The following is a 22,150-nucleotide window of genomic DNA, read 5'->3' as shown; positions in this document are numbered from 1 at the left end:
TTCATCTTGCCCTGGAGCATGGCAACCCACATGCCATGGAATAATGAAAAATGTAATTATCGTTCCAAATGCCCTACCCGTAATAAAAATAAAATTTATCCAGTCATTTCAAAGAATGGCCCCAACCCCGGTTTGAATCACGAATGCACAAAATATCATCATATTCTGCCGCCTCATGAAAGAAATCGATGCACCAGATGCACATAAATGCAGCATCATGGTGACCGCGAAAATGCGACCAAAAAAAAATCCATCGCAACGTTCGTGTATTGATCCGGGAGGCAGGTTGAGACGAAAATGGGGAACAACCAGATCATCGAGACTCCAATTCGGGGTCTTGTTTTTTTTCATCCATCGGGAGAGAAACGGATGATTCCTCTTGCGGTTCCGAATCTTGCCGGCAACGAAGCGGCCTATCTCAAGGAATGCATCGACAGTGGATTCGTGTCGTCGGTCGGCCCGTTCGTCGGTCGCTTCGAACAGATGGTGGCCGAAGCGTCGGGAGCGCCGTTTGCGGTGGCGACCGCATCGGGAACCGCGGGACTTCATGTCGCTTTGCGGGCCCTGGGGGTTGGACCGGGAGACCTGGTGCTGGTTCCAAGCCTGACCTTCATTGCCAGTGCCAACGCCGTCAGTTATTGCGGCGCTGAACCCTGGCTGGTGGATGTCGATGCCAACGGCTGGAATATCGACCCCGGTCTCATGGAAGAACTGCTGCACCGTGAATGCGACATCCGGTGCGGTCGGGTCCGTCACAAGACAACCGGAAAACCGGTGACCGCCATCATGCCGGTCCATATCCTGGGTGAACCGGCGCCCATGGATCGGATCGTCACGCTTGCCCATCACTTTCAAATTCCCGTGGTGGCGGATGGCGCCGCAGCCCTGGGCGCCCGTTATCAGGGAAAGAATGTGGGTGACCTGGGGGCCGATGTGACCGTCTTTTCCTTCAACGGCAACAAAACCATCACCTGCGGCGGCGGCGGCGCGGTCGTTGGCCATGATGAAGCCCTGCTGCGAAAGGTGCGTCACCTTTCCACCACCGCACGCCTGGGTGAAGCCTATGATCATGATCAGGTCGGCTTCAATTATCGCCTGACCAACCTTCAGGCGGCGGTGGGCTGCGCCCAGTTGGAACGGCTGGACCACCTGGTGGCCCGGAAAAGGTGGATCCGCGAATTCTATGCCAGGTCACTCGGGGACATCGAGGACGTCTCCCTCTTTCCCCGGTCGCTCGATGGTCGGTCGGCGGCATGGTTCTCCGGAATCGTTCTCGACCGCGCCACTCCCGATCGCGTCCAGGACCTGCGCCTGTTCCTGCGTCAACAGGGGATCGAGGCCAAACCGTTCTGGAAACCGTTGCATCTCCAGGACCCCTATCGCAAAGCCCTGGCCTCGCGCCAGATGGTCAGCGAGGGACTATGGTATCGCATCGTGGTCCTTCCCTGTTCCACCACCATCACCGATGCACAACTGGAACAGGTCGTGACCGAGGTGCGCCGGGGCATTGCGGCGCTGAATCCGTGACCACCTCCCTGGTCGATGTCAACACGGGTGATTCAGTGCTGCATCGGGTCCTCCTGGGCGCCGGCGGGCATGCCCGGGTCCTGATGGACGCCTTGATCCAAACCGCCACCGTGGTTTCGGCTGTCTATATCCCAACGCATGAACTCCTCCCCCCCTGGTGCGAAAAGATGGAGCCGGTTCATTCCGATGACCAACTGTTGCTACGGTTTCCCCCGCCAACGACAGGATTGATTCTCGGAATCGGTTCCGTCGGCGACAACGGCAAACGGATTCGCTTGTTCGAGCATTACAACACGCTGGGCTACTCTTTCTGCCCGGTGCCGCATCCCCATCGCCTTCAAGCCTCCGGGGTGCGCATGGGCGAAGGTTGCCAGATCATGGCCGGGACCATCCTTCAACCGGGGGTGGTCCTGGGAAACAATGTGATCATCAATACCGGCGCCCGCATCGACCATGACACCCTGATCGATGATCATGTCCACATCGCCCCAGGGGTGATTCTGTCCGGTGGGGTACACGTCGAACGGGGCGCTCATATCGGAACCGGAGCCGTGGTGATTCAGGGAATCCGGATCGGCGCCGGGGCCCTGGTCGCCGCCGGAGCGACCGTCGTTGCCAACGTCGCATCCGGGGACCGGGTCGCGGGCGTTCCCGCCCGCCGCATGACCCGTGGCCAATGACACGTCCGAAACATCCCTCCCGGAAAAATCGTCGCTTCCATCCGTTGGAAAATCTTGCCCTGACGCCAGGGATGTTTTTCCCGTTGTCCCGGATACATTCCTCCCCAAGGAAATCATCCATACGAAAAATCAACAGGATACGTTCGTTCTCCCGCCGGCATTCTTTTTGCGATGCAGCCATTGAACCTTGAACCTGTCAAGGTTTGGCACTGTTGAAAAGATCCATGGGGATCGGGTCATCGTCGGCAATTGTCGAACCAGGGAGGATACATTTATGACGACCGTTGAGTATTGGCGAAAGGTTGTCATCGGTTCGCAGACATCGGTTTTGGATGTCATGAAGGTCATCGATCGGGGTGCGCTGCGGGTGGCCTTGGTGACGGATGAGGCGAACCGATTGATCGGTGTCGTCACGGATGGCGACATCCGTCGGGGACTTCTCAATGGAGTCAACATGAAAGACCCGGTGGAACGGGTCATGGCGCGCGAACCGACGGTGGCTCGGGCGACCGATGCCGAAGACCGGGTCCTGGCGTTGATGACGAGCAAAAGCATCGATCACATGCCCATCATCGATGAAGAGGGACGGCTGATCGGCCTGAAGACCTTGCGGGAATTGGCCAGCCGGGAGCAACGAAAAAACTGGGTGGTGCTCATGGCAGGGGGGTTGGGATCGCGCATGGGTCCTCTGACCAAAACCTGTCCCAAACCAATGTTGAAAGTCGGAACCAAACCAATCCTTGAACTGATCCTCGAAAGTTTTGCCGCCCACGGCTTTTACAAGTTTTATGTGTCGGTAAACTATCGCAAGGAAGTCATTCAGGATTATTTCAGGGATGGTTCCGATTGGGGCGTGGACATCCACTATCTGGAGGAGGATGAACGGCGGGGAACGGCAGGTCCCCTGGCCCTCCTGCCGGAGGTGCCCGAGGAACCCTTCTTCGTCATGAACGGCGACCTCCTGACCCAGATCAATTTCAAAAACATCCTCGAATTTCACGAGGAACATGGCTCACTGGCAACCTTGTGTGTCCGCAAGGTGGAACAGGCGATTCCTTATGGCGTGGTCCATACCCGCCAACACACACTGCTCGGCATCGAGGAAAAACCGGTCCAGGAATATTTCATCAATGCGGGAATCTACCTCCTGGATCCGCAGGTTGTGGATTACATTCCACGCAACACCTATTTCGACATGCCCGACCTCTTCCACAAAGTGATCGCAAGCGGACATGCCACGGCAGCGTTTCCGTTTCTGGACTATTGGATGGACATCGGTCGGATGGCGGATTTGAAACAGGCAAGCCAGGATTATTCCGAGGTATTTTCCTGAAGATCCACGGAACCGGCCCGGGAAGGGGCTCGCCCCTTCCCGGGAAAACCGTCAGGGCCATGCCCTTCAAGATTCAGACAACACCCAACTCCCGTGCCGCCCTCTCGATCCTTTTCATCGCCTCCTTCAGGTCATCCAGGGCGATGGCGAAGGAAATCCGGACGAAGGGATCCTTGCCGAAGGCAAGACCCGGTACCAGAGCGACATCCAGATCGTTCAACAGGTAGTCCGCCAGATCCATGCTGTTGTTGATGAGCGCTCCCTTGGGCGTTTTTCTCCCCATCAATCCTCCAACGTTGGGAAAAACATAAAAGGCCCCTTCCGGCATGTTGCAATGTATTCCCGGAATGGCGTTCAGGGCGGCGACGATGAAATCGCGGCGTTCCTTGAACGCCTGGACCATGGGTTCGACACACGCCTGATCGCCGGAAATGGCGACGGCGGCGGCCCTTTGGGCGATGGATGTGGCGCAGGAGGTGCTTTGTTCCTGAACCTTGCCCATGGCCTTGATGGCCTCGCGCGGACCGACGGCGTAGCCGATACGCCATCCGGTCATGGAATAGGTTTTGGAAACACCGTTGAGAATCAGGGTCCGATCCTTGAGAAAAGGGGCAAGCGCGACAAGAGTGACATGACGAAAACCGTCGTAGACAATTTTTTCATAAATGTCGTCGCTGACGGCCCAGACATGGGGATGGGCACGGAGGACATCGGCGATTTTTGTCATTTCCAGGGCGCTGTAGGCGGCCCCGGTGGGATTGGACGGCGAATTGAGGACGACAAAACGGGTTTTCGGGGTGATCGCGGCGGCCAGACGTTCGGGATTCAGTTTAAACCCGTCGGACTCATGGGTATCGATGATGACCGGTTGTCCGTCCGCGACCAGGGTCATGTCGGGGTAGGAGACCCAGTAGGGGGCGGGAATGATGACCTCGTCTCCCGGATTGAGCATGGCGAGGGCCATGTTGAAAAAAGCCTGCTTGCCCCCCGAGGTGACCAATACCTCGTCGGGTTCATACGAAAGATGGTTGTCCCGTTGCATTTTGCCGATGATCGCCTTTTTCAGTTCGGGGATGCCATCGACAGGCGTATACTTGGTGAATCCTTCGCGCAGGGCACGAATGGCCGCTTCCTTGATGTGTTCCGGGGTATCGAAATCGGGTTCGCCCGCGCCCAGTCCGATGACATTCCTGCCCTGGGCGCGCAACGCCTTGGCTTTGGCGGTAATTTGTAGTGTTGCCGAAGGCTTCACCTTCTGAATGCGATGGGATGGGACGGCCATGGTCTTGGTCTCCAGCAAGGGTTTCAGGACGGCGCGAATCTAGCACTGTTGCCTCATGAAATACAGGAGGATCCCATTCGCTCGACCAACGAGAATGGAAAGTGACCATGCATGATGACAAAACCCTGAACAATTTCGTCAATGGAGTGTTTCATCATGCCGCTCATGTTTGATTCGCTGGCCTACGCCAAAAAATTGAAAGCCGCCGGTGTTCCCGAAGCCCAGGCGGAAATACAGGCCGAAACCATCGTCGAATGGATGGAAGAACGCCTGGCCACCAAACTGGAACTGGAACAGGTCCAGGTGAATGTGCAGCGGGACATCGAGTCGCTCCGGGCGGAGTTGAAACGGGACCTCAAGGAACTCGATGTCAAGATCGAGTCGGTCCGGGCAGAGTTGAAGCGGGACATCGATTCGCTCCGATCGGAGTTGAGGCGGGATATCAAGGAACTCGATGTCAAGATCGAATCGGTCCGGGCGGAACTGAAGCGGGACCTCAAGGAACTGGAGCAACGGATGGTGATCAAGCTTGGGAGCCTGATGTTCGTGGCGGTTGGGGCCGTGGCGGCACTGGTAAAACTGCTTTGACCCTTTGGAGATGCAATGGAAAATACCGAACAGGAATGGGTCTTTGGGATCAACCCGGTGCTTGCCTTGTTGACGACACGGCGCCCCGTGGAATCGATGATGGCGCTGAAGGGAGGCCGGGGAGAGAAATTCCAGAATGCCCTGATTCTCGCCAGGGAAAAAGGGATCCGCCCCCGACTGGTCGAACGGCAGGTGTTGGACCGAACGACCGGAACCGCCACCCATCAGGGGCTCGCGGTGCGCGTCGGCATTCGGGAACAACCTGGATTCGATCAACTGTTGCACCGTCTGACGCCGGGTTCACGAGACCTCCTGATCCTTCTGGATGGGATTGAAGATCCACGAAATCTGGGAGCCATTCTGCGTACCGCGGAGGCCTTCGGCGCCCTGGCGGTCATTTTGCCCAAGGATCGGACCGCCCCCCTTTCGGGAACCGCTGTCAAAGCCTCGGCGGGGGCGGCAGAACGAATCGATACCATTCGCGTCACCAACCTGGCGCGAGCGATGAAAGAACTGCAACAACATGGGGTCGAGATCATCGGTCTTGAAGCGGAAGCGCAACGTTCTCTCGATGATCATTCCTTCCTCGGGCCCACGGCCCTGGTCCTCGGCAACGAGGGAAAGGGATTGCGCCGCCTGACCCGCGACAATTGCGATGTTCTCTCCGCCATTCCGATTCAGGGGGGCGCCGGCTCCCTGAATGTCTCGGTGGCTTGCGGCATCGCCTGCCATATCTACCGGGCCCGGCAACGCGGTTCCAAAGGATAAACGATACACCAATCCCTGCATCGCCAACACCACTGTGTCATTTGCCACATTCCGCGCCATTTGCCGCGAATGATTGCATGATCGTATGGATCAATATTGATCTTGTTATGTTTTTTCGCGGCATTTCACTTGCACGACACTTCGGATCGTCAGAAGGAGCACAACGAAAAGAAGGTTGCATGCAAGCCCCGACAAAACGCGATCATCCGTTTACGCTTTGTGTCCGTGGTGGATGGTGATGAAATCCTGGACGTTCATGGCCTCCATGGTCCTGCATGGAATTCTCGTCGGGTTTGTCGTCAGCACTCTTCCCCCGAGGCACGCCAATCCGGTGCCTCTGGAGGCCTTTGTCACGATCCTCCCCGTGACGGAAAAACCGCCCGCCCCGACCCAACCGGCGTCTCCCGAGCCACTGGCGATTCCCGAAGCGCCCCCGGCCATGGCCAATCTCCCAACGGAAGACAACAAGGTTGTGCCGGAGGAAAAACAGGAAGCCCCCCAAGAGCCGCTCATCGAGAAACAACCCGATCCACCCAAGGAAACGGTTCCGAAAGAACCCATCCCCGCCATTCAGGAAGAGTCCCCCCCGGTCCAACCGGAAGTACCCACACCAAAACCGCGCCTGCTTCCTCCAAGGAAAAAACCGCCGCCAAGAAAAATCTCCCCCCCGACCCAGGAGGATGAACCTCCGGTCGAGGACGCCCCCACCCGCGAAACCCGGAACACCCAAGAAAGCACGTCCACGGAGTTCCAACCGCCGCCAGTGCATGAACCCGGTTTGCGGAATCCGGCACCTCCTTTCCGACAGACCCAGGCGGACGTTTTGCCGATGATTCGTGTCGCCCCCAAGCCCGAATACCCCCCCCTGGCCCGTCGCCGCGGACTGGAAGGGACGGTTCTTTTGCGTATTTTCATCGATGCGACCGGAACGCCCAACCGGGTGGAAATCATGAAAAGCTCGGGTCATTCCATTCTGGACGATTCGGCCCGGGAAACCGTATTGGAATGGCATTTCTCACCCGCCCGGAGCGGTGGCATTCCGGAGGCGACCGCCGTGGAAGTCCCCATCACCTTTCGTTTGGCCGACGGGGGATGAACGGGTGGCGCGGTGACAGGATCGAGCCGCCGGGGGTTTTCATGATTGCATCCAGAAGATGATGTTACTACAATGACCTTCATGAAGATCCGCCATGACTCCGCCAAGGACCTCATCAACCGAGAGAAACATGGTCTCTCCCTGGCGGAAGCCGCCCATCTGGACTGGGACCAGGCGCTGATCTGGGAAGACACCCGACGCGATTATGGCGAGATCCGTCAGATCGCCCTTGCCGTTCTTGGGACACGGGTTCATGTGGTCGTTTTCGTGGACAGAATGGATGTTCGCCGGATCATCAGCTTGCGCAAGGCCAACGTGAAGGAGGTGATGCGCTATGTCGAAGAACGCGAAAATGAAGATTGAAATCCCCACACCGGAAGAAGATGCGATCTTCACTGCCGCCGCACTGAGCGACCCGGACAATCCTCCGCTGCACGATCATGAACTGATTCAGTTCAAACGCCGTGGCGGATGTCCGCCGGGATATGCCACCAAGATTTCCACGACGGTGCGTTTCGACGCCGACGTCATTTCGGCTTTCCGCGCATCCGGCAAAGGGTGGCAAACGCGCATGAACGATGCCCTGCGGGATTGGCTCAAGTCGCACCATCCGTCCTGACGGACCGTCCTGGGATTCACAACCTTGGCCCGTAACACCCGCTGCCGATCCGGTGATCGATCGGACCGGTTTCAGATACCCGGATCCGGGGGAGAAGAGGCGATCATGGAACGGGGCAATTCCTCGAAAGACACGATGACGCCACCGTAATCCCTGACGAAGGCCTCCGCGGTCTCCCTCCGGGAAAAAGGGACATATTCCCGAGCGCCCATGCCGCCACCGCGACGGCTGTCCACGACGTAAAGCGCCAATCCGGCCTCGACCCAGGCACCGGACTGGGGCCTGTCCCAGTCGGTATTGCCCATGTCGTTGACATAGAAGGCCTGGGTCCTCAAAGTCTCCCCTTCGGTAAACCGATAGAACAGGGCATCCTGAATGGAGGAAAACCACAAAGGCTCCGGATGCCCTTCCAGGAAGATTTGCCCCCTGGGACCGGAGTGTTCCGCCAGGGACATGCCGCAATAATAGCCCCGGTCGGTGGCGGAAGGTTCCCGAGGTCGTGGCATGGAGGAAGGGTCCGTATCGGCACATCCCGACAACCCCAACAGAATCGATGCCAGGATGAGGACTCTCACAGTTCCCTCCCGCGAAAAAGCCACGCCGACCATCCCAACGGCAAGGCAATCCACACGGTCAACGCCGCCAGCAGCAACCCCGGCGATAAATTCACCGCACCGCTCAATCCCGCCAGACCGGAGAACACCCGGACGTTGTCGAAGGCGCTCAGGTTGAACAGGCGAAAGATGTCCGCCGGATCCAGCAACAGCAAATAGGGAAAGACCGTAGGCGAAATCTGGCCCTTGGTCGAGACCAGCAGTCCCAGAAGACCCAGGTCGAACAACAGCACGAAAAACAACCACAGACCGATGGCAATCCCCGCCGCGGTACTCGGTTCCCGCACCGACAGACTGGCGACGTAGGCCATGGCGATAAAGACCGAACCGAGCATGATCGAGGTAGCGAGCAGGGCGACAAACGCACGCCAACTGGCGGGATCGGACCCTCCGGTCGCCAGGCCCGCGGCCAGGCCCGCGGCGCCATAACCGATGATGGTGGCAATGGCGATGACGGCGGTGTGACCGAGAAATTTACCCAACAGAATCCGCCATCGGGTGGTGGGATAAGTGAGCAGCAACAACAGGGTTCCCCGTTGCGCCTCCCCCGCGAAGGCATCGTAGGAAAGGAGCAGGGCAATCAGGGGCACGAGAAAGATGGTCAGACTGGCCAGACTCACGACCGTCACCGCCAAAGGTTTGGCCTCCAGGGTCCCCGTGGGTGTACTGCCAAGAAACGTCAGGACAAATGCCAGCGCCGCCAACAGCAGGGTGGCGGCAGCGACCCAACGGTTGCGCACCGCATCCCGGATTTCCTTGCCGGCAATCAGCCCCACGGTTCCCATGCCACCGATCATGTCCCCTCCAGGGCCAAAAAGTGTTTGCCATGACCAAAATGGGCGTACACGTCGTCCAGGGTCGGCAGGACAAGTTCGAAATCCTGCACCTGGTCGCCCAACGAAGCCATGCACCGAATGGCCTCCATCTTCCGATCCTCGGCAATGTGCAACTCCCAGGCACCCGAAGGGAGCATCCGGCCCTGCCATGCAAGACAAAACGCGGCCAGCCCTCCCGAATCCCGGCCCGGAAAAAGAATCAGGCGGGCGGACAATCCGGCGCGGTGCCGCAGTTCCTCCAGGGTTCCATGGGCCACCAGCCGCCCTTCCCGGAGAATCGCCACCCGATCGGTTCGGGCTTCAAGTTCGGTCAGGATGTGGGAGGAGAGCAAAACGGTGGTCCCGTTGTCCACCAGCTCACGGATGATGCGAAAAAATTCCAGACGCAGCATGGGATCCAGTCCAGTAGTTGGTTCGTCCAGCAACAGCAATCGCGGTTCCCCCAACAAGGCCTGGGCCAGTCCCAGGCGCTGGCGCATCCCCTTGGAAAACGTCTTCACCCGTCGTCCCGCCGCATGTTCGATCCCCACCCGGGCCAGCAATTCCAACCCCCTCTGCCGGGGGATCCCCTTGAGTCGGGCAAAATAGTTCAGGGTCTCGACCCCGGTCATCTCCTCGTAAAAGGCCACATTTTCCGGAAGAAAACCCAATTGGCGACGGAAATCCAATCCCGATCTCCCCGGCTCCACCCCCAACACCCGCACCGACCCCGAGGTTCCCCGGGTAACGCCCAGCAAAATTTTCATCAGCGTGCTTTTGCCGGCGCCATTGTGTCCCAACAGGGCCAGGCAAATCCCCGGTGGCACCTCCAGGTTCAATCCTCGCAAGGCGTGATGCCGCGGATAAACCTTGTGCAGCCCGGTTACGGAAATCATGGCCGCGCTCATGCTCCCCCCTCCCGTTCGCCGATCAACAACGGCGGCGGCGGTGGCGGAACCATCAACGGCCAACTGTCGATGACCCCGCCGGGATAAAGGGCGGGAAACCGGCCCTGGGCGATCCGTAACGTCTGGAGCGCCGGGCTTGCCAGAAGCAATTGCGCCAGAGGATAGCGCCACACCACCCGATCCACCAGATCGTTGGGCTTGAAGGCCAGATCGGCCAGACCATCGCCATTCATGTCGAAGGCGGGGTTATCGCTCCAGAAATTACCGCGGCGGTCCCTGGACCATTCGTAGAACACGGTTCCGGTATACTTGACCTGATTGTGATTGCGAACAAAGGCGTTGCCATACACCAGGTTGCGTTCCGAACCGCCGGTAAAATGAAGGCCGATGCCACACCCCTCGAACCAGTTGCCATGAATCAGATTGCCGGCGGAAGTATAGACGAAGGTGCATTTGCCCGCGCCATGGAGAACGGCATTGTCCGCCAGTTCCGAATGATGCACGGTGTGAAACAGAATACCGTGGTCCCGGTCCCCCACCGAAAGATTTCCCGTGGCGGTCAGGCGGTTGGAATACATCAGCGCAAAACCGATGGTATTGCCTCGGGACACATTATCGCGCACCTCGTTGCGATCGGCGTTCATGTAATGCACGGCAAAACGAAGATGATCGAAATGATTGCCCCGAATCAAATTGCGGCTCGAAAGGGTAATGAAGATTCCGTCCCGACCGCCGGTAATCCGGTTTTCCTCGAAGCGGGAGCCATGACTGTTCCAGACATTGATGCCGTTGCCCCGATTGTTAAGCCACAGGTCGTTGCGGTTGGCGATGCGGTTGCGGCGCAGGATGACTCCGGAGGCGCCCTGAACCGCGATACCGAAAAGATTATCCTCCACCCGGCACTCTTCCACCAGGGTTTCCCGGGCGGCGGCACCAAGGTAGATGCCGGCATGGATTTCGGCATGATCGACCCCCGACCCCCGTACCGTGAGTCGCCGCAGCACCACACCCGACGCCGCCACCGACAATACCCGACCCTGGCCGTGATTGTCGATGACGGTCCCGTCCTCCCCTTGCAGCGTCAGCGGTTTGTCCACCACGATCCCGCCATCGTATCGCCCCGCCGACAGCCGCAAGGTATCCCCAGGGGCAGCGCCGGCAATGGCCCCGGCCAGCGCCCCATCCCCTGGAGACACAAGGATTTCCCTTGCCAGAAGGGACCCAGGGTCCCCCAGGGCGAAGGTCAGTGCAAACACCATGGACAGGACCAAAAGACAAACCACGTCCCTGTCCGTCATCAGGGCCATCCGATTCACGTCATGGTTCCACGAGCATGCGACCCTGCATTTCCATGTGCAGCGCATGGCAGAACCATTGGCAGTAATAATACCACACCCCGGGACGATCGGCGGTAAAGGTCACCGAGGCATGGGCCAGGGGTCCGATCTCCATCACCACCCCGTGTCCCACCAGGGTAAAACCATGGGTCAGGTCGGAAATATCGTCCGTATTGGACACGATCACCGTCACCTCATCCCCTTTTTTGACCTTGAATTCGGTCATGCTGAAGGAGGGGGCCGCGGACCATATATAGACCCGCACCTTTTTGCCATCGCGGATCACCTTGGAGTCGGTACCCAGGGTCACCCCGTCCTTTTTGGCCATGGCGTGCAGATCGGCAAACAGGGGATCGTTGGGATTCCACAGGTCCACCGGTTTGATCTTGGAGGCATGAACGATGACGCCATCGTGCGGTTCCGGATAGGTGGAACCGTCATGCACCAGTTTCATTTCATCGCCGGAAATATCGATCAACTGGTCGTTTTCCGGCTTGGTGGGGCCGACGTTGAGAAAGCGGTCCTTGGAAAATTTGCACAGGGCCACCAGCCATTTGCCATCGGCATCCTTCGATTCAGCGTTGGAGGCATTGGTATGGCCCACCTGGTATTGAACATCGAGTTTCTGGCGGATGGGATTGACGCCCTTGTCCCCCTTGTACTGCTTGATGGCATCCTCCATGTTCCATTTGACGATCTGACTGTCGAGAAACACCGAGGTGTAACAGTTGCCGCGACCATCGAATGTGGTATGCAACGGCCCGGCGCCGATTTCCGGATTGGCCACGATGCACTCCGCCTCGGTGATCTTTCCGGCGAAAAGGTCATCGAGCCTGGCCCATTCCACCACGGTCACGGTGGGAGAAAGTTTGCCGTTGAGCACCACATACCTGCCGTCGGGGGTGGCGTTGCAGCCGTGTGGACTGGTTGCCACCGGAATATAGCGGGTGAATTCGGATTTGGCCGCCTTGCGTCCATCCAGCACCGGCACCCCGCCGATGGTCTCGGCCTTGCCGGCCTTGACCGCCGCCTCGATCGCGCGAATATTGAAGAATACCGCATGGTCCACCGGAGACGCGGTCATGTCGGCGGTGGTAAACCCCTCCTCCGAGTTGTAGCAGGTCGCGGCCACCCACTTGCCCTCGTAATCGGCGTCATTGTTGTCCAGGTTGCCACTCACCAACACCTGCCAGGCCACCTTCATGGTCTCCCCATCCACGGCGGTGAAGATGCCGGTGTACTTCTTGGGGTCGTCAAGGACGGAACCATCGTTGGGGATGGGAATGCGCATTTCACTGTTGCAGAAGACATAACCCGTCTTGGGATAACGCTGGAGCCGCAGGCCATGGATGGCATGGGCGTTGGGGATTTCCAGCACCTTGTCGGTCTTCATGACATCCAGACGGATGCGAGCGATGCGGGTGTTGGCCTTGTCGTTGATGAACAGGAAACGCCCGTCATAGGAACCCTTGGTGAAGGAGGGGCGGGGATGATGAGTGTCGCCGTTTTCGTAGGTGACCAGTCCCTGTTTTTTCAGGTAGGCTCTGGTTTCCGGGGTCAGCCCCTCGCTGAGGATTTTCAGGCTTTCGTTGGTACGGGCCCACCCCGTGGCGCTGCACCGGTTGAACACCGGGATGCGCGACAGTTCGCGCATGGAGGGGATGCCCAGAACCCGGACCTCGCCGGATTGACCGCCGCTCCAGAAGCCGTAATATTCGTCAAGCTGTCCCGGCGGCACCTCGACCTTGCCTGCGGCCTGGGCCGTGGCCACGACCCCGGTCGTGGCGAGGGCGGCGGTTCCACCCAGCGTGACCCGCCCCGCCAGTCCCCCCACCCCGCCCAGGGCGGCGATGGCGCAACCCCCCTCCAACAATCGACGCCGCGAAATGCCGTTGTCCTGCTTTTCCTTGTTCTCCATTGAATGCTCCTTGAAGGTTGAATCAACTAAGGGTGTGGTGTATTGCCGGCGGCGGAGGGTCCCCCTCGTTTGCCACGATGGATGCGACGGGCAACAAGGGGGGGACAAACCGTCTTGTCCAGATAATTGACCTGGCAGTGAAGACAATAATGGCACTCGTTGGGATTGATGGCGCCGTTGCGGTGGATCGCCTGGGTCATGCACTCCCGGGCGCAGATGCCGCACTCGAAGCCGCACTGTTTGCGCCGCTTGAGCCACTCGAACAACCGCATCCGTCCCGGAATGGCGATGGCGGCCCCCAGAGGACACAGGTAACGGCAGAAAAACCGTTCCATGAAAATTCCCGCCACCAACAGCAGCACCGCCCACAGAACGAAGGGCCATTCCCTTTGAAAGTGCAACAGCATCACGGTCTTGAAGGGTTCGACCTCGGCCAGATATTCCGCCGTGGCCATCGAGTGGAAGGAGACCCCCAGCAACACCAGGAAAAGAATGTACTTGATGGCCCACAACCGCTCGTTCCAGATGAACGGAAGGGAAAACTGCACAATACCGACCTTTCGCGCCAAAAGGTTGAGCAGGCTTTGCAGCGCTCCGAAAGGACACAACCAGCCACAGAAGGCGCCCCGTCCCCAGAACAGCATGGAAATGGCGGTGGCGCTCCAAAGGACGAAAATCAGGGGTTCCAACAGGAAAAAATCCCAACGAAAACCGGTCATGAAGGCATGAAGAAAGGTGAAGACATTGACCACGGACAGTTGCGCCTGGGCATATCCACCCAACCACACCAGAGTGAAGACCCAAAAAGCGATGCGCAGCCGTTCCGTTCCCACGGGGTAACGGATCACTATTTCCTGGAAGAAAAAGACCAGGGTCAGCACCATCAGGGCCGTCCCCAGAATGATCAGGTCCGGCAATCGTTGTCGCCAGATTCGTTCCCACAAGGGGGGCGACGAGGGATCGTCGGCGCCAGTTTGAGCGGCTGAAACCTGGGATGTGGCTGGGGAAGCGGGTGGAATTTCCCGGTGAAGGAACGCCTCCGGCAAGGCATAGTCCAGGGTAAAGTGGGCAAAAGCCTTCTCGATGGGACCAACCGGGCGCAGCGCCAGAAGATCCAGTTGCCAGGGGCGGATGGGGTCGAAGTTTGCCTCACGGGGGAGGCGGAACAGGGCGATTTCGGCAAAATCGGGCATCCCCGGAGCCAAGGCGCGCATGCGCCGGTAGTGCCGGTCGCGAAACAGGGTGCTGTCCCCGTCCTGAACCAGCTTGATGCGGTCAAAGATGGCGCCGCGGACAAAACCGGAGCCACGGAAGGAATATTCACCGTTGGCCATCACCAGGATGGCCTGCTGGTCCGGTTGCAACCATTGGCGCATGTTTTCGTATTCGGCGTCGCCCAACAGATTGCGTCCCAGGATTTCCGGCGTCACAAGGGCTGCGTGCAGGTCGATGAAGGTGGCGGTCGGATCTCCCGGTTTCAGGTAGGGTTCGCCGCTGCCCACCCCCATTTTGGCGAAGGCGTCGTTGACCTCCGAATTCAGGAGGGTCAACCGCCGGATCGACCCCTCCCCCATCAGAGTCATCCAATCCCGGGCCTGGTAGGGAGGGGGCGCCAGAGTGACGGTTTCCCGGATGGGCTCTTGACCACCGGAAGAGGCGTGCGCGCGCAACACCCGCCGGGCGGCACGGGTGATGCCGTCCTGAATGACGATGGCCGTCACCGTGGCGCCACTGATGGCATCCACCGCTGCCGTACCGCCGCCGTCGCGGCTTTCGGCCATGGGGTTGCGTCCGATGAAGCGACTCACGAAACCAAACAGTTTTTCCTCGGGAATACCCACCAGAAGAATCGGCTCGTGATGTTGCACCACCTTCGCGCCAATGATCCTTCCCTCCAGGTCCATCCCCACCAACACCTTGATCGGCTTTCCTGAATAACCTACATCATTAGTCAAAAAGACATATCCCGCAGGCGTGCCATCCTTGAGAGCCAGGTGTACCCCATCGCCCTGGTCCTCGAAGCGCGTGGCATCGGGAAAAACCTCTCCCGGAGAAACCTCGGCGTGGTAGGCGCTGAACTCCCTGGCCAGCGCCACGGGGGAAAACAGCAGTCCCAACGCCAGGACAAACCCTGCCAACAGACTGAAAACAGGAAGGACAAAGGACCGTTGCCGGCAGGCATGTCTCCTTTGGCGCAGGGAAAAAAATCTTCCCTGCCGCGGACTCCATGAACGTTCCGTGGGTGATTTTAAAAAAGAATATAGATTATTCATTGAAAAGAATGATGACTCCATTGGACCTTCCCTGGTCATGACCATTGAACAATCGATACTTCGCGTCGCACCTGAACGATGTCCTCTTCCTGGATAAATCTCCTTGACGTTCATCAAGAACCACACACTTCATGCGGCAAATCACACAGATTGCTTTCAAATTAAAAAAAATATACTGTCACTTAATTATAAAGCAGGCGACCCGGCCTTTGGCCTGAAGTTTTTATCGTTGGCCAGCGTGACCGTCTCCCTGGAGAATTTGGCGGAGTGAAGAACTGGCTTGCCAACGAAACTGTTTACAATTATTTTGTACCATCCAACTTTACGATCTCATCAAAAAAGTTTGCCACGTCATGACGATGACCCCTTCCGCCGCCCCTTCCCCCACGCCCCTGGACCTGTTTGCCCTGGCCCGGACCAATGATCCGCTCCTGGAACAACAGTTCGCAACACACAGCTCAGGCACGGGCGCCAACGCAACCGCCTTGCGTGACATGAGCGCATTGGTTCTTAAAAAGGGAAATGTGACGGTCAACATGCGCTTCGTCACCTTGCACGCCTTTCTTTCCACAAACAAACTGGAAAATATTCATGAATGGGCAGAAAAGAAAGCTGCGACCTACACAAGGGAAGGACAGCAGTCCCCTGCGGAATGGATCAGGAAAAAACTTAGCGACAATAAAGACATCAATGAATTGCATACCAAGCGAACCCGGTTCGAGGAGAGTTTTCAACGTGGCCATGAATTTCACTATGGAGCTTTGAATATTGGTGGTCTTGGCGCCACCAAATACGGAGAAATATGCGTTGTCATCGATAATCGATTTTGGGACAGGCCCTTCTCCCCCGTGGCTTATCTAATCGGAGACAGTCTGAAAATATTCATGAATCATGAAAACCAGCTGGAAGAAACAAAATTGAAAACCTCTATCGCGAGTCACGCCCAACGCCACCACCTGATGGCACTCAAACACCGCCCCGATCTGGATTCCTGGCCAAGACAAGAATGGTCAAAAAATGTTTGCTCTGAAATGGAATACATCGAAGCCATCTTTGTCCAACCCCTGACGTTACCCTATGTTCAAGAAATCCGTATAAAGAAGAGTGATTATGATCGACTCTATGATTTAGGCAGTAACAATGTCAGTTTTGGAACACTGTCCGAAGCCGACATGCTCCTGGTAAGCGCTTTTGAAACAGTCAATACCATCATGATGAGGCAAAATCTTGAATGGAAGGACATTACATGATCAAGATCATTGCAATTTCACCTGGCGACGGTTGGGCCGTCGTTCAAATGGAAAAAAATCTGCGTCTTTTACGTCCTCCTTATTCCGACGATTGCTGTCCTTTGATTCAGGATGCGGATGTCATCCGGCTATTATCAGAACCGGGTTTTGACGCCGCAACCGAAGAGATCGCCATGCCCGATCTACCAAGCGTCACTGCCTATCTTAAGAATATAACGGTAAAAACGGCAAGCGAGGAACAATTGGCCCAAGCCGGAAAAGCGGGACGTCAGCTCTTGATGTCGGCGCCACCAGATCGCATCAGACACTCGCTCGAACGCATAAAAAACGAACTCCTGCCAGACAAACAATTCGGTCCAGCGCTAAATGTTTTGGTGATTTTGATACAGTCGGACGCTGCGAACTCGGACGCACAACTGCGACGTGAAATATCAGAACTCTTGGAATTTTGCAATACCAGAATGCAACAAGTCGTCAAAGAAAAAACAAAATCGCAATTTTCTTGTTTGGAGAACCCCATTACGGCTTCCTACGAGAAAATGGCAGCAAGAATTGCTTATGGACTCCAGGTTCTCCAACCCATCTAAAATAATACACACATTCCTATGGCAAATTTACAGACCATCGTATTTTATTCATACAAAGGGGGGGTTGGACGGACCCTGGCCCTGGCGAGTATGGCAAAATATCTGGCCCGAGAAGGGAAGAAAACCTTTCTGATCGACTTCGACCTGGAGGCACCGGGTCTGCACTATAAACTGAGGATGAAAGACGAGGTTTCCGGAGGCATGGTCGATCTGTTGCATGATTTTGCCACAGATCAAAAAAATCCCGGCCAAAGATTGCCGGAACTGGTGTTGGAACCCCATTTCATCGAACAGGATGAGGGGCTGTGGCCCGGATTTGTCCCCATGCGCCTCCTGGCCGCCGGCAACCCCCGGGATCCCGGCTATTGGCAACGTCTTGCCCGATTGAACTGGCATGATATTTTTTATGGCCCTGCCCATTGGGGCGTCCCCTTCTTTATCGAACTCAAGGAAATCATCCGCAAACAGTATAACCCTGACTTTCTTTTGATCGACGCCCGTACCGGCGTCACGGAAATGGGAGGGGCTGTCCTGACCCTGATGGCGGATCGGGCAGTATGTCTTTTTGTCAACAATGAGGAAAACATAGAGGGAATCCGATCAATCATGCGTGGTGTCCGCGCCACCATGCGGCCCCCTGGTGCCGAACTGATCGGGGTGGTTCCCGTCGTGACCCGCATTCCAGAAAAAATGGCTTCCGAAGATACCCTGATCGCAGACCTCAGAATCAAATTCAACGAACCCACGAAAAACCTTGCCTCCACCTTGAACATCAACGAAATATTCCTCCTGCATGCCCATCCTTCCCTGGAACTGAACGAGTTCCACAAAGACAAACTCAATATCCCATCCGACAGCGCCCTGGGAATGGACTTGGAGAAATTGTTTAGATTTTTGTCTCCCGAGCCATCCGTTCCGCCCGATCGCCCCCTGCGCTGGCTGCACCTGTCCGATCTGCACATGGGGGCCCCTGGCCGATCTCTTTGGTGGCAGATACATCAGGAATTCAAAAAAAGCATCCTTGAAGAGGTCGCCCGCGAAGGGCCTCCCGATGTAATTTTCATCACCGGGGATTTGACCTGGAGGGGGCAACCCGAGGAATTTCAATTCCTGGATCATTTTCTTAAGGAATTATCAGGATGGTTGCGGACCCCAGATCATCCCGATCCATTGATTCTCCCCGTTCCGGGCAATCATGACCTGGTTCGCCCCAAGGGCATGGCCTCCCTCCCCTATGCCATTTTGAAAGAATTCGACAAAGGTCGGGATCATCCCGCAATCGCCATCCTGCTGGATACCCTTTGGAAAGAAAAAGACGCCACCTATTTCGTACCCCTTTTTAAAAATTATCAGGACTGGCTGGAACGTTCCATCCTGCCGCCCCTGCGACAACGCGGCATCGCGTTTACCACGTCCCATTTTCCCGGAGACCTGCTGGTTCACCTGGACCTGCCGGGAAAAATACCCCTGTCGGTGGTGGGGCTCAATTCGGCGTGGCTGGCACTGGATGATGCGGTCCAGGGACAGTTGGAAGTGGCCACGGAACAGTTGCACACCCTGCTTGCCCCCGGACCGGGAGGGGAATCCCCCTTGAGCATTCTGGAAGATCGGGCCGCCCTGCTGCTCATGCATCACCCCCCCGCATGGTTGTCGGAAGCGGCCCAGGGACGGTTTCGGGAGACCCTCTACACCCCGGAGCGGTTTTTGGCCTGCCTGCACGGTCACATGCACAAAAACCGCAGCGAAACCATCGCCGTCTCGGGTGGCAAACCCCGTTACTACCTCCAGGGGGCGTCGCTGTTCGGTCTGGAACAGTTTGGCACCCGCAATGAAACCCGACTCATGGGGTACGCCTGGGGTACACTGCAACCGGACAAAACCATCCGCCTTTGGCCGCGAAAACGGGAGGTGACCGGCAACGGCGAGGCCCTGTTTCTGCATGATGTCTCCTTCGGACCTGAAAATCCCGACGGCATTCCGGTCCGTGCCTGGACACCCGGGGTCGTCCCCCCTCGGGAAACCATCGACATCGCCCCGTGGCTGCGTTCCCTGCTGGGCCAGATCGATCACATCGATATCAAGGGGATCAGTTCCAAGGAAGGACGGGGACAACACGCCAACCGCTACCCCATCGAACGGTTGTTCACCACCCTGCGCAGCCGCGGCGACACCACGGCAGGCCACCTGTCCCTGGCCGATCTGTTTCCCAGACACCGACTTTTGCTCCTCGAAGGACAACCGGGGGCGGGCAAGAGCACGTTTCTGAAACTGGCCGCCACCATGCTCGCCCGGGATGCCCTGGGGATGGAATGTCCCGACAGCACCTCCTGGCGCAAACGGTTTTTGGGGATGGAAGAGAGCGGTCCGCCCCCCCTTCCCCTGCTCCTCCGTCTTTCGGACCTGGCACTTTTCCTGGCCAAAGAAGCCACCTCCAGCCCGAATGATCGTTTTCGTCTGCTCGACCTCCTCGACCGCACGACGGATGCCGTGCAGGAATGGCGGAACGATTGGGAACAAAAATTGACCGATGGACAGGTCGTCCTGCTGTTGGATGGCCTCGATGAGGTAGACAGCGACCCTTTGCGGGAACGGGTGTTCGCCATTGTTCAAAATGCCCTCCTCCATTGGGACAAAACCCGGATCGTGGTCACCAGCCGCCCCTTTGGGGTAGAACTGATGCGAAGCATGGATTTTTTCCATGGGGTGATCGAACCCTTTGGCCAAGAGGAAATCCAGGACTTTCTGGATCGATGGATCGCCTGTTTTTACGGTCTGCCGATCGGTGAACCTCCCGGAGGCGAGGCCGGGCGTTATGGTGATCAACTGGGAAAAGCCATCCTCGACCGCCCCACCATCCGCCGTCTGGCCACCAACCCGGTCATGCTCACCTGCCTGTGTGTCGTCCATTGGAATGAAGGGCAACTGCCCGAAGGGCGGTCCCGGGTCTACATGGCGGTCATCCGCTGGCTGATCGCCTCCCGGAAAAGTTTGCGGGAAAAAGCAGGATTCAACGATGGATTCGCGGAACGCGCCATGGTCGCGCTGGCCTATGCCATGATGGGCGGCGACAGGGGAAAAAGAAAACAGGCTGTTTGGGATTGGGATGACGCCCTCAAAGCCATCGATCCCATCATGTTACGCGACTTTCCCGGATTGTCCGGGGAAGAACGCCGCCACAAAGGGAGGGCCTGGCTTCATTTTGAATGCCTCAACAGTGGCATCATCGAAGAAGTCGGACGGGGGCGCCTCCGGTTTTGGCATTTGACCTTTCAGGAATTCATGGCGGCCCGGCACCTGTCGTGGATGGAAGAGACAGCGGCATGGTCCATGATCAAACCCCGACTGGACAACCTGCAATGGTGGGAAACCATCGACCTGCTTCCGGGATGCCTGTTGGACGGAGGCCAGGGACCGATGGACCGGTTGCTGGGATGGGTATTGACCCTGCACGGTCCCTCCCCATCCCTGGCCGACAACGCCCGGATCGCCGGGATCATGGGACGACTGCTCGCCCCCACGCTTGTGCTGAACTACCCTCCACCCCGGGACATCGAGAAAAAATACCGGGAACTCCTGGAACAGGCGATGGCCATCTTTACCAGGGATGGGGCCGCCAAGGTCCCCATCGAAACCCGCATCACCGCCGCCGAGGCCCTGGGACGGGGGGGCGACCCAAGATTGAACCGGGAACAGTTGATCGAGGTCCCCGGAACGGGTTGGAAGCTGGGAAAATATCTGGTCACGGTCCAGGAATTTCAACAGTTCGTGGAACAGGGGGGGTATGAAGAACCGCGCTGGTGGAACAAAGCCTGGACCATTCGGCAAAAAAATTCATGGACCAGCCCGGAGGATTGTGACACCCAGACAGAACATCCCAACCGGCCCGTCACCGGTGTTTCCTGGTTCGAGGCCATGGCGTATTGCCGTTGGTTGAGCGCACAACGGGGAAAAACCATACGTCTCCCCTGTGAAAAGTTATGGGAAACGGCGGCGACCCCTTTGCAGGGAGGAAAGTATCCTTGGGGAAATACAGAACCGACACCGGAGTTGGCTAATTTTGGTCGGAACGTTGGCCGTCCGACGCCAGTGGGGCTTTATCCGGCAGGCGACGGTCCTCTGGGCCATTGTGACCTGTTGGGTAATGTTTGGGAGTGGTGCCGGAATCTGGATACGAACAACGAGCAACCAATCCACGCCACGCCGTTAGACCCCCAGACGATCACCGAAGGTGATCGTCTGGGGGTGAGGGGCGGGTCCTGGCGCCGCCCGGCTTTCCTCCTCCGGGTCGGCTTCCGCGACGGCCGCCTTGCGGGCTACCGCGGCGTCAATCTGGGCTTTCGCCTCGCCGCCCCCGCCAGCCGTTGATTTTTGGTTGTTGTTTTTTTTGTTTTTTGTGGGTCCAGGGGCGAAGCCCCTGGTCGATGTAAAATGACAAAGCAAAGTGACAAAATGAGCGTTTTTTGTCACTTTGCCTGATTTAAACCGCACCTATTTTGGGATACGTAGTTTTTCGACTTCGGGATCCAGGGAATTTTTCACCCACAATCGATCTGCA

19 protein-coding genes are annotated in these 22,150 nt (G+C 57.5%); 12 read left to right on the top strand and 7 right to left on the bottom strand.

Annotated elements, in window-relative coordinates; all coding sequences use genetic code 11:
• Positions 1-369 precede the first annotated feature (369 nt).
• The 3 genes from HQL76_08355 (at position 370) to HQL76_08345 (ending at position 3,540) form a co-directional block, all read left to right on the top strand.
• Positions 370-1,527: an aminotransferase class I/II-fold pyridoxal phosphate-dependent enzyme gene (locus HQL76_08355; protein ID MBF0109171.1), complete on the top strand. Its 1,158-nt coding sequence runs from the start codon at positions 370-372 to the stop codon at positions 1,525-1,527.
• Positions 1,524-2,207, top strand: a complete 684-nt coding sequence (locus HQL76_08350) for a NeuD/PglB/VioB family sugar acetyltransferase (GenBank protein ID MBF0109170.1) — start codon at positions 1,524-1,526, stop codon at positions 2,205-2,207. The genes HQL76_08355 and HQL76_08350 overlap by 4 nt, the downstream gene beginning before the upstream one ends.
• Positions 2,208-2,481: 274 nt before the next feature.
• Positions 2,482-3,540 (top strand): nucleotidyltransferase family protein, encoded by a 1,059-nt coding sequence (locus HQL76_08345; protein MBF0109169.1) that lies wholly within the window; start codon positions 2,482-2,484, stop codon positions 3,538-3,540.
• 73 nt (positions 3,541-3,613) lie between these two features.
• On the opposite strand, the gene HQL76_08340 is transcribed toward HQL76_08345, so the two are convergent.
• A complete protein-coding gene (locus HQL76_08340; GenBank protein ID MBF0109168.1) occupies positions 3,614-4,822 on the bottom strand; it encodes a pyridoxal phosphate-dependent aminotransferase in 1,209 nt (402 codons plus the stop codon).
• A 156-nt stretch (positions 4,823-4,978) separates the two neighbouring features.
• Between HQL76_08340 and HQL76_08335 the strand changes: the two genes are divergently transcribed.
• From HQL76_08335 to HQL76_08315, 5 genes are all read left to right on the top strand, one after another.
• Positions 4,979-5,410, top strand: a complete 432-nt coding sequence (locus HQL76_08335) for a DUF1640 domain-containing protein (GenBank protein ID MBF0109167.1) — start codon at positions 4,979-4,981, stop codon at positions 5,408-5,410.
• A gap of 15 nt (positions 5,411-5,425) precedes the next feature.
• A complete protein-coding gene (rlmB, locus tag HQL76_08330; protein ID MBF0109166.1) occupies positions 5,426-6,178 on the top strand; it encodes a 23S rRNA (guanosine(2251)-2'-O)-methyltransferase RlmB in 753 nt (250 codons plus the stop codon).
• Between the two features lie 238 nt (positions 6,179-6,416).
• A complete protein-coding gene (locus tag HQL76_08325; protein ID MBF0109165.1) occupies positions 6,417-7,274 on the top strand; it encodes an energy transducer TonB in 858 nt (285 codons plus the stop codon).
• Positions 7,275-7,355: 81 nt separating this feature from the next.
• A complete protein-coding gene (locus tag HQL76_08320; GenBank protein MBF0109164.1) occupies positions 7,356-7,637 on the top strand; it encodes a BrnT family toxin in 282 nt (93 codons plus the stop codon).
• On the top strand, positions 7,609-7,893 hold the full coding sequence (locus tag HQL76_08315; protein MBF0109163.1) for a BrnA antitoxin family protein: 285 nt from the start codon (positions 7,609-7,611) through the stop codon (positions 7,891-7,893). Before HQL76_08320 ends, HQL76_08315 begins: the two co-directional genes overlap by 29 nt.
• A 71-nt stretch (positions 7,894-7,964) precedes the next feature.
• On the opposite strand, the gene HQL76_08310 is transcribed toward HQL76_08315, so the two are convergent.
• From HQL76_08310 to HQL76_08285, 6 genes are read right to left on the bottom strand one after another with little or no spacing between them, the layout of a single operon-like run.
• Positions 7,965-8,468 (bottom strand): nitrous oxide reductase accessory protein NosL, encoded by a 504-nt coding sequence (locus tag HQL76_08310; protein MBF0109162.1) that lies wholly within the window; start codon positions 8,466-8,468, stop codon positions 7,965-7,967.
• A complete protein-coding gene (locus HQL76_08305; protein ID MBF0109161.1) occupies positions 8,465-9,292 on the bottom strand; it encodes an ABC transporter permease subunit in 828 nt (275 codons plus the stop codon). The genes HQL76_08310 and HQL76_08305 overlap by 4 nt, the downstream gene beginning before the upstream one ends.
• An 8-nt stretch (positions 9,293-9,300) precedes the next feature.
• The gene (locus tag HQL76_08300) at positions 9,301-10,230 is read right to left on the bottom strand and encodes an ABC transporter ATP-binding protein (GenBank protein MBF0109160.1); all 930 of its coding nucleotides are present in this window, start codon (positions 10,228-10,230) and stop codon (positions 9,301-9,303) included.
• Complete coding sequence (locus HQL76_08295; GenBank protein ID MBF0109159.1) at positions 10,227-11,489, bottom strand: nitrous oxide reductase family maturation protein NosD; 1,263 nt, start codon at positions 11,487-11,489, stop codon at positions 10,227-10,229. The genes HQL76_08300 and HQL76_08295 overlap by 4 nt, the downstream gene beginning before the upstream one ends.
• 58 nt (positions 11,490-11,547) lie before the next feature.
• Positions 11,548-13,485: a TAT-dependent nitrous-oxide reductase gene (gene nosZ, locus HQL76_08290; protein MBF0109158.1), complete on the bottom strand. Its 1,938-nt coding sequence runs from the start codon at positions 13,483-13,485 to the stop codon at positions 11,548-11,550.
• Positions 13,486-13,511: 26 nt separating this feature from the next.
• Entirely contained in the window at positions 13,512-15,758 is a 2,247-nt protein-coding gene (locus HQL76_08285; GenBank protein ID MBF0109157.1) for a regulatory protein NosR, read from the bottom strand.
• A 103-nt stretch (positions 15,759-15,861) separates the two neighbouring features.
• On the opposite strand from HQL76_08285, the gene HQL76_08280 reads away from it, so the two are divergent.
• The 4 genes from HQL76_08280 to HQL76_08265 all read left to right on the top strand — a co-directional run bounded on the left by HQL76_08280 (position 15,862) and on the right by HQL76_08265 (position 21,960).
• A complete protein-coding gene (locus tag HQL76_08280) occupies positions 15,862-16,029 on the top strand; it encodes a hypothetical protein (protein MBF0109156.1) in 168 nt (55 codons plus the stop codon).
• Between the two features lie 82 nt (positions 16,030-16,111).
• On the top strand, positions 16,112-17,008 hold the full coding sequence (locus tag HQL76_08275) for a hypothetical protein (GenBank protein MBF0109155.1): 897 nt from the start codon (positions 16,112-16,114) through the stop codon (positions 17,006-17,008).
• Positions 17,005-17,595 (top strand): hypothetical protein, encoded by a 591-nt coding sequence (locus HQL76_08270; GenBank protein MBF0109154.1) that lies wholly within the window; start codon positions 17,005-17,007, stop codon positions 17,593-17,595. Before HQL76_08275 ends, HQL76_08270 begins: the two co-directional genes overlap by 4 nt.
• Positions 17,596-17,613: 18 nt before the next feature.
• A complete protein-coding gene (locus tag HQL76_08265; GenBank protein ID MBF0109153.1) occupies positions 17,614-21,960 on the top strand; it encodes an SUMF1/EgtB/PvdO family nonheme iron enzyme in 4,347 nt (1,448 codons plus the stop codon).
• Positions 21,961-22,150: the final 190 nt, after the last annotated feature.

The sequence above is a fragment of the Magnetococcales bacterium genome (assembly GCA_015228815.1).
Lineage (GTDB): Bacteria > Pseudomonadota > Magnetococcia > Magnetococcales > UBA8363 > UBA8363.
This window is presented reverse-complemented; position numbering and strand designations above follow the sequence as displayed.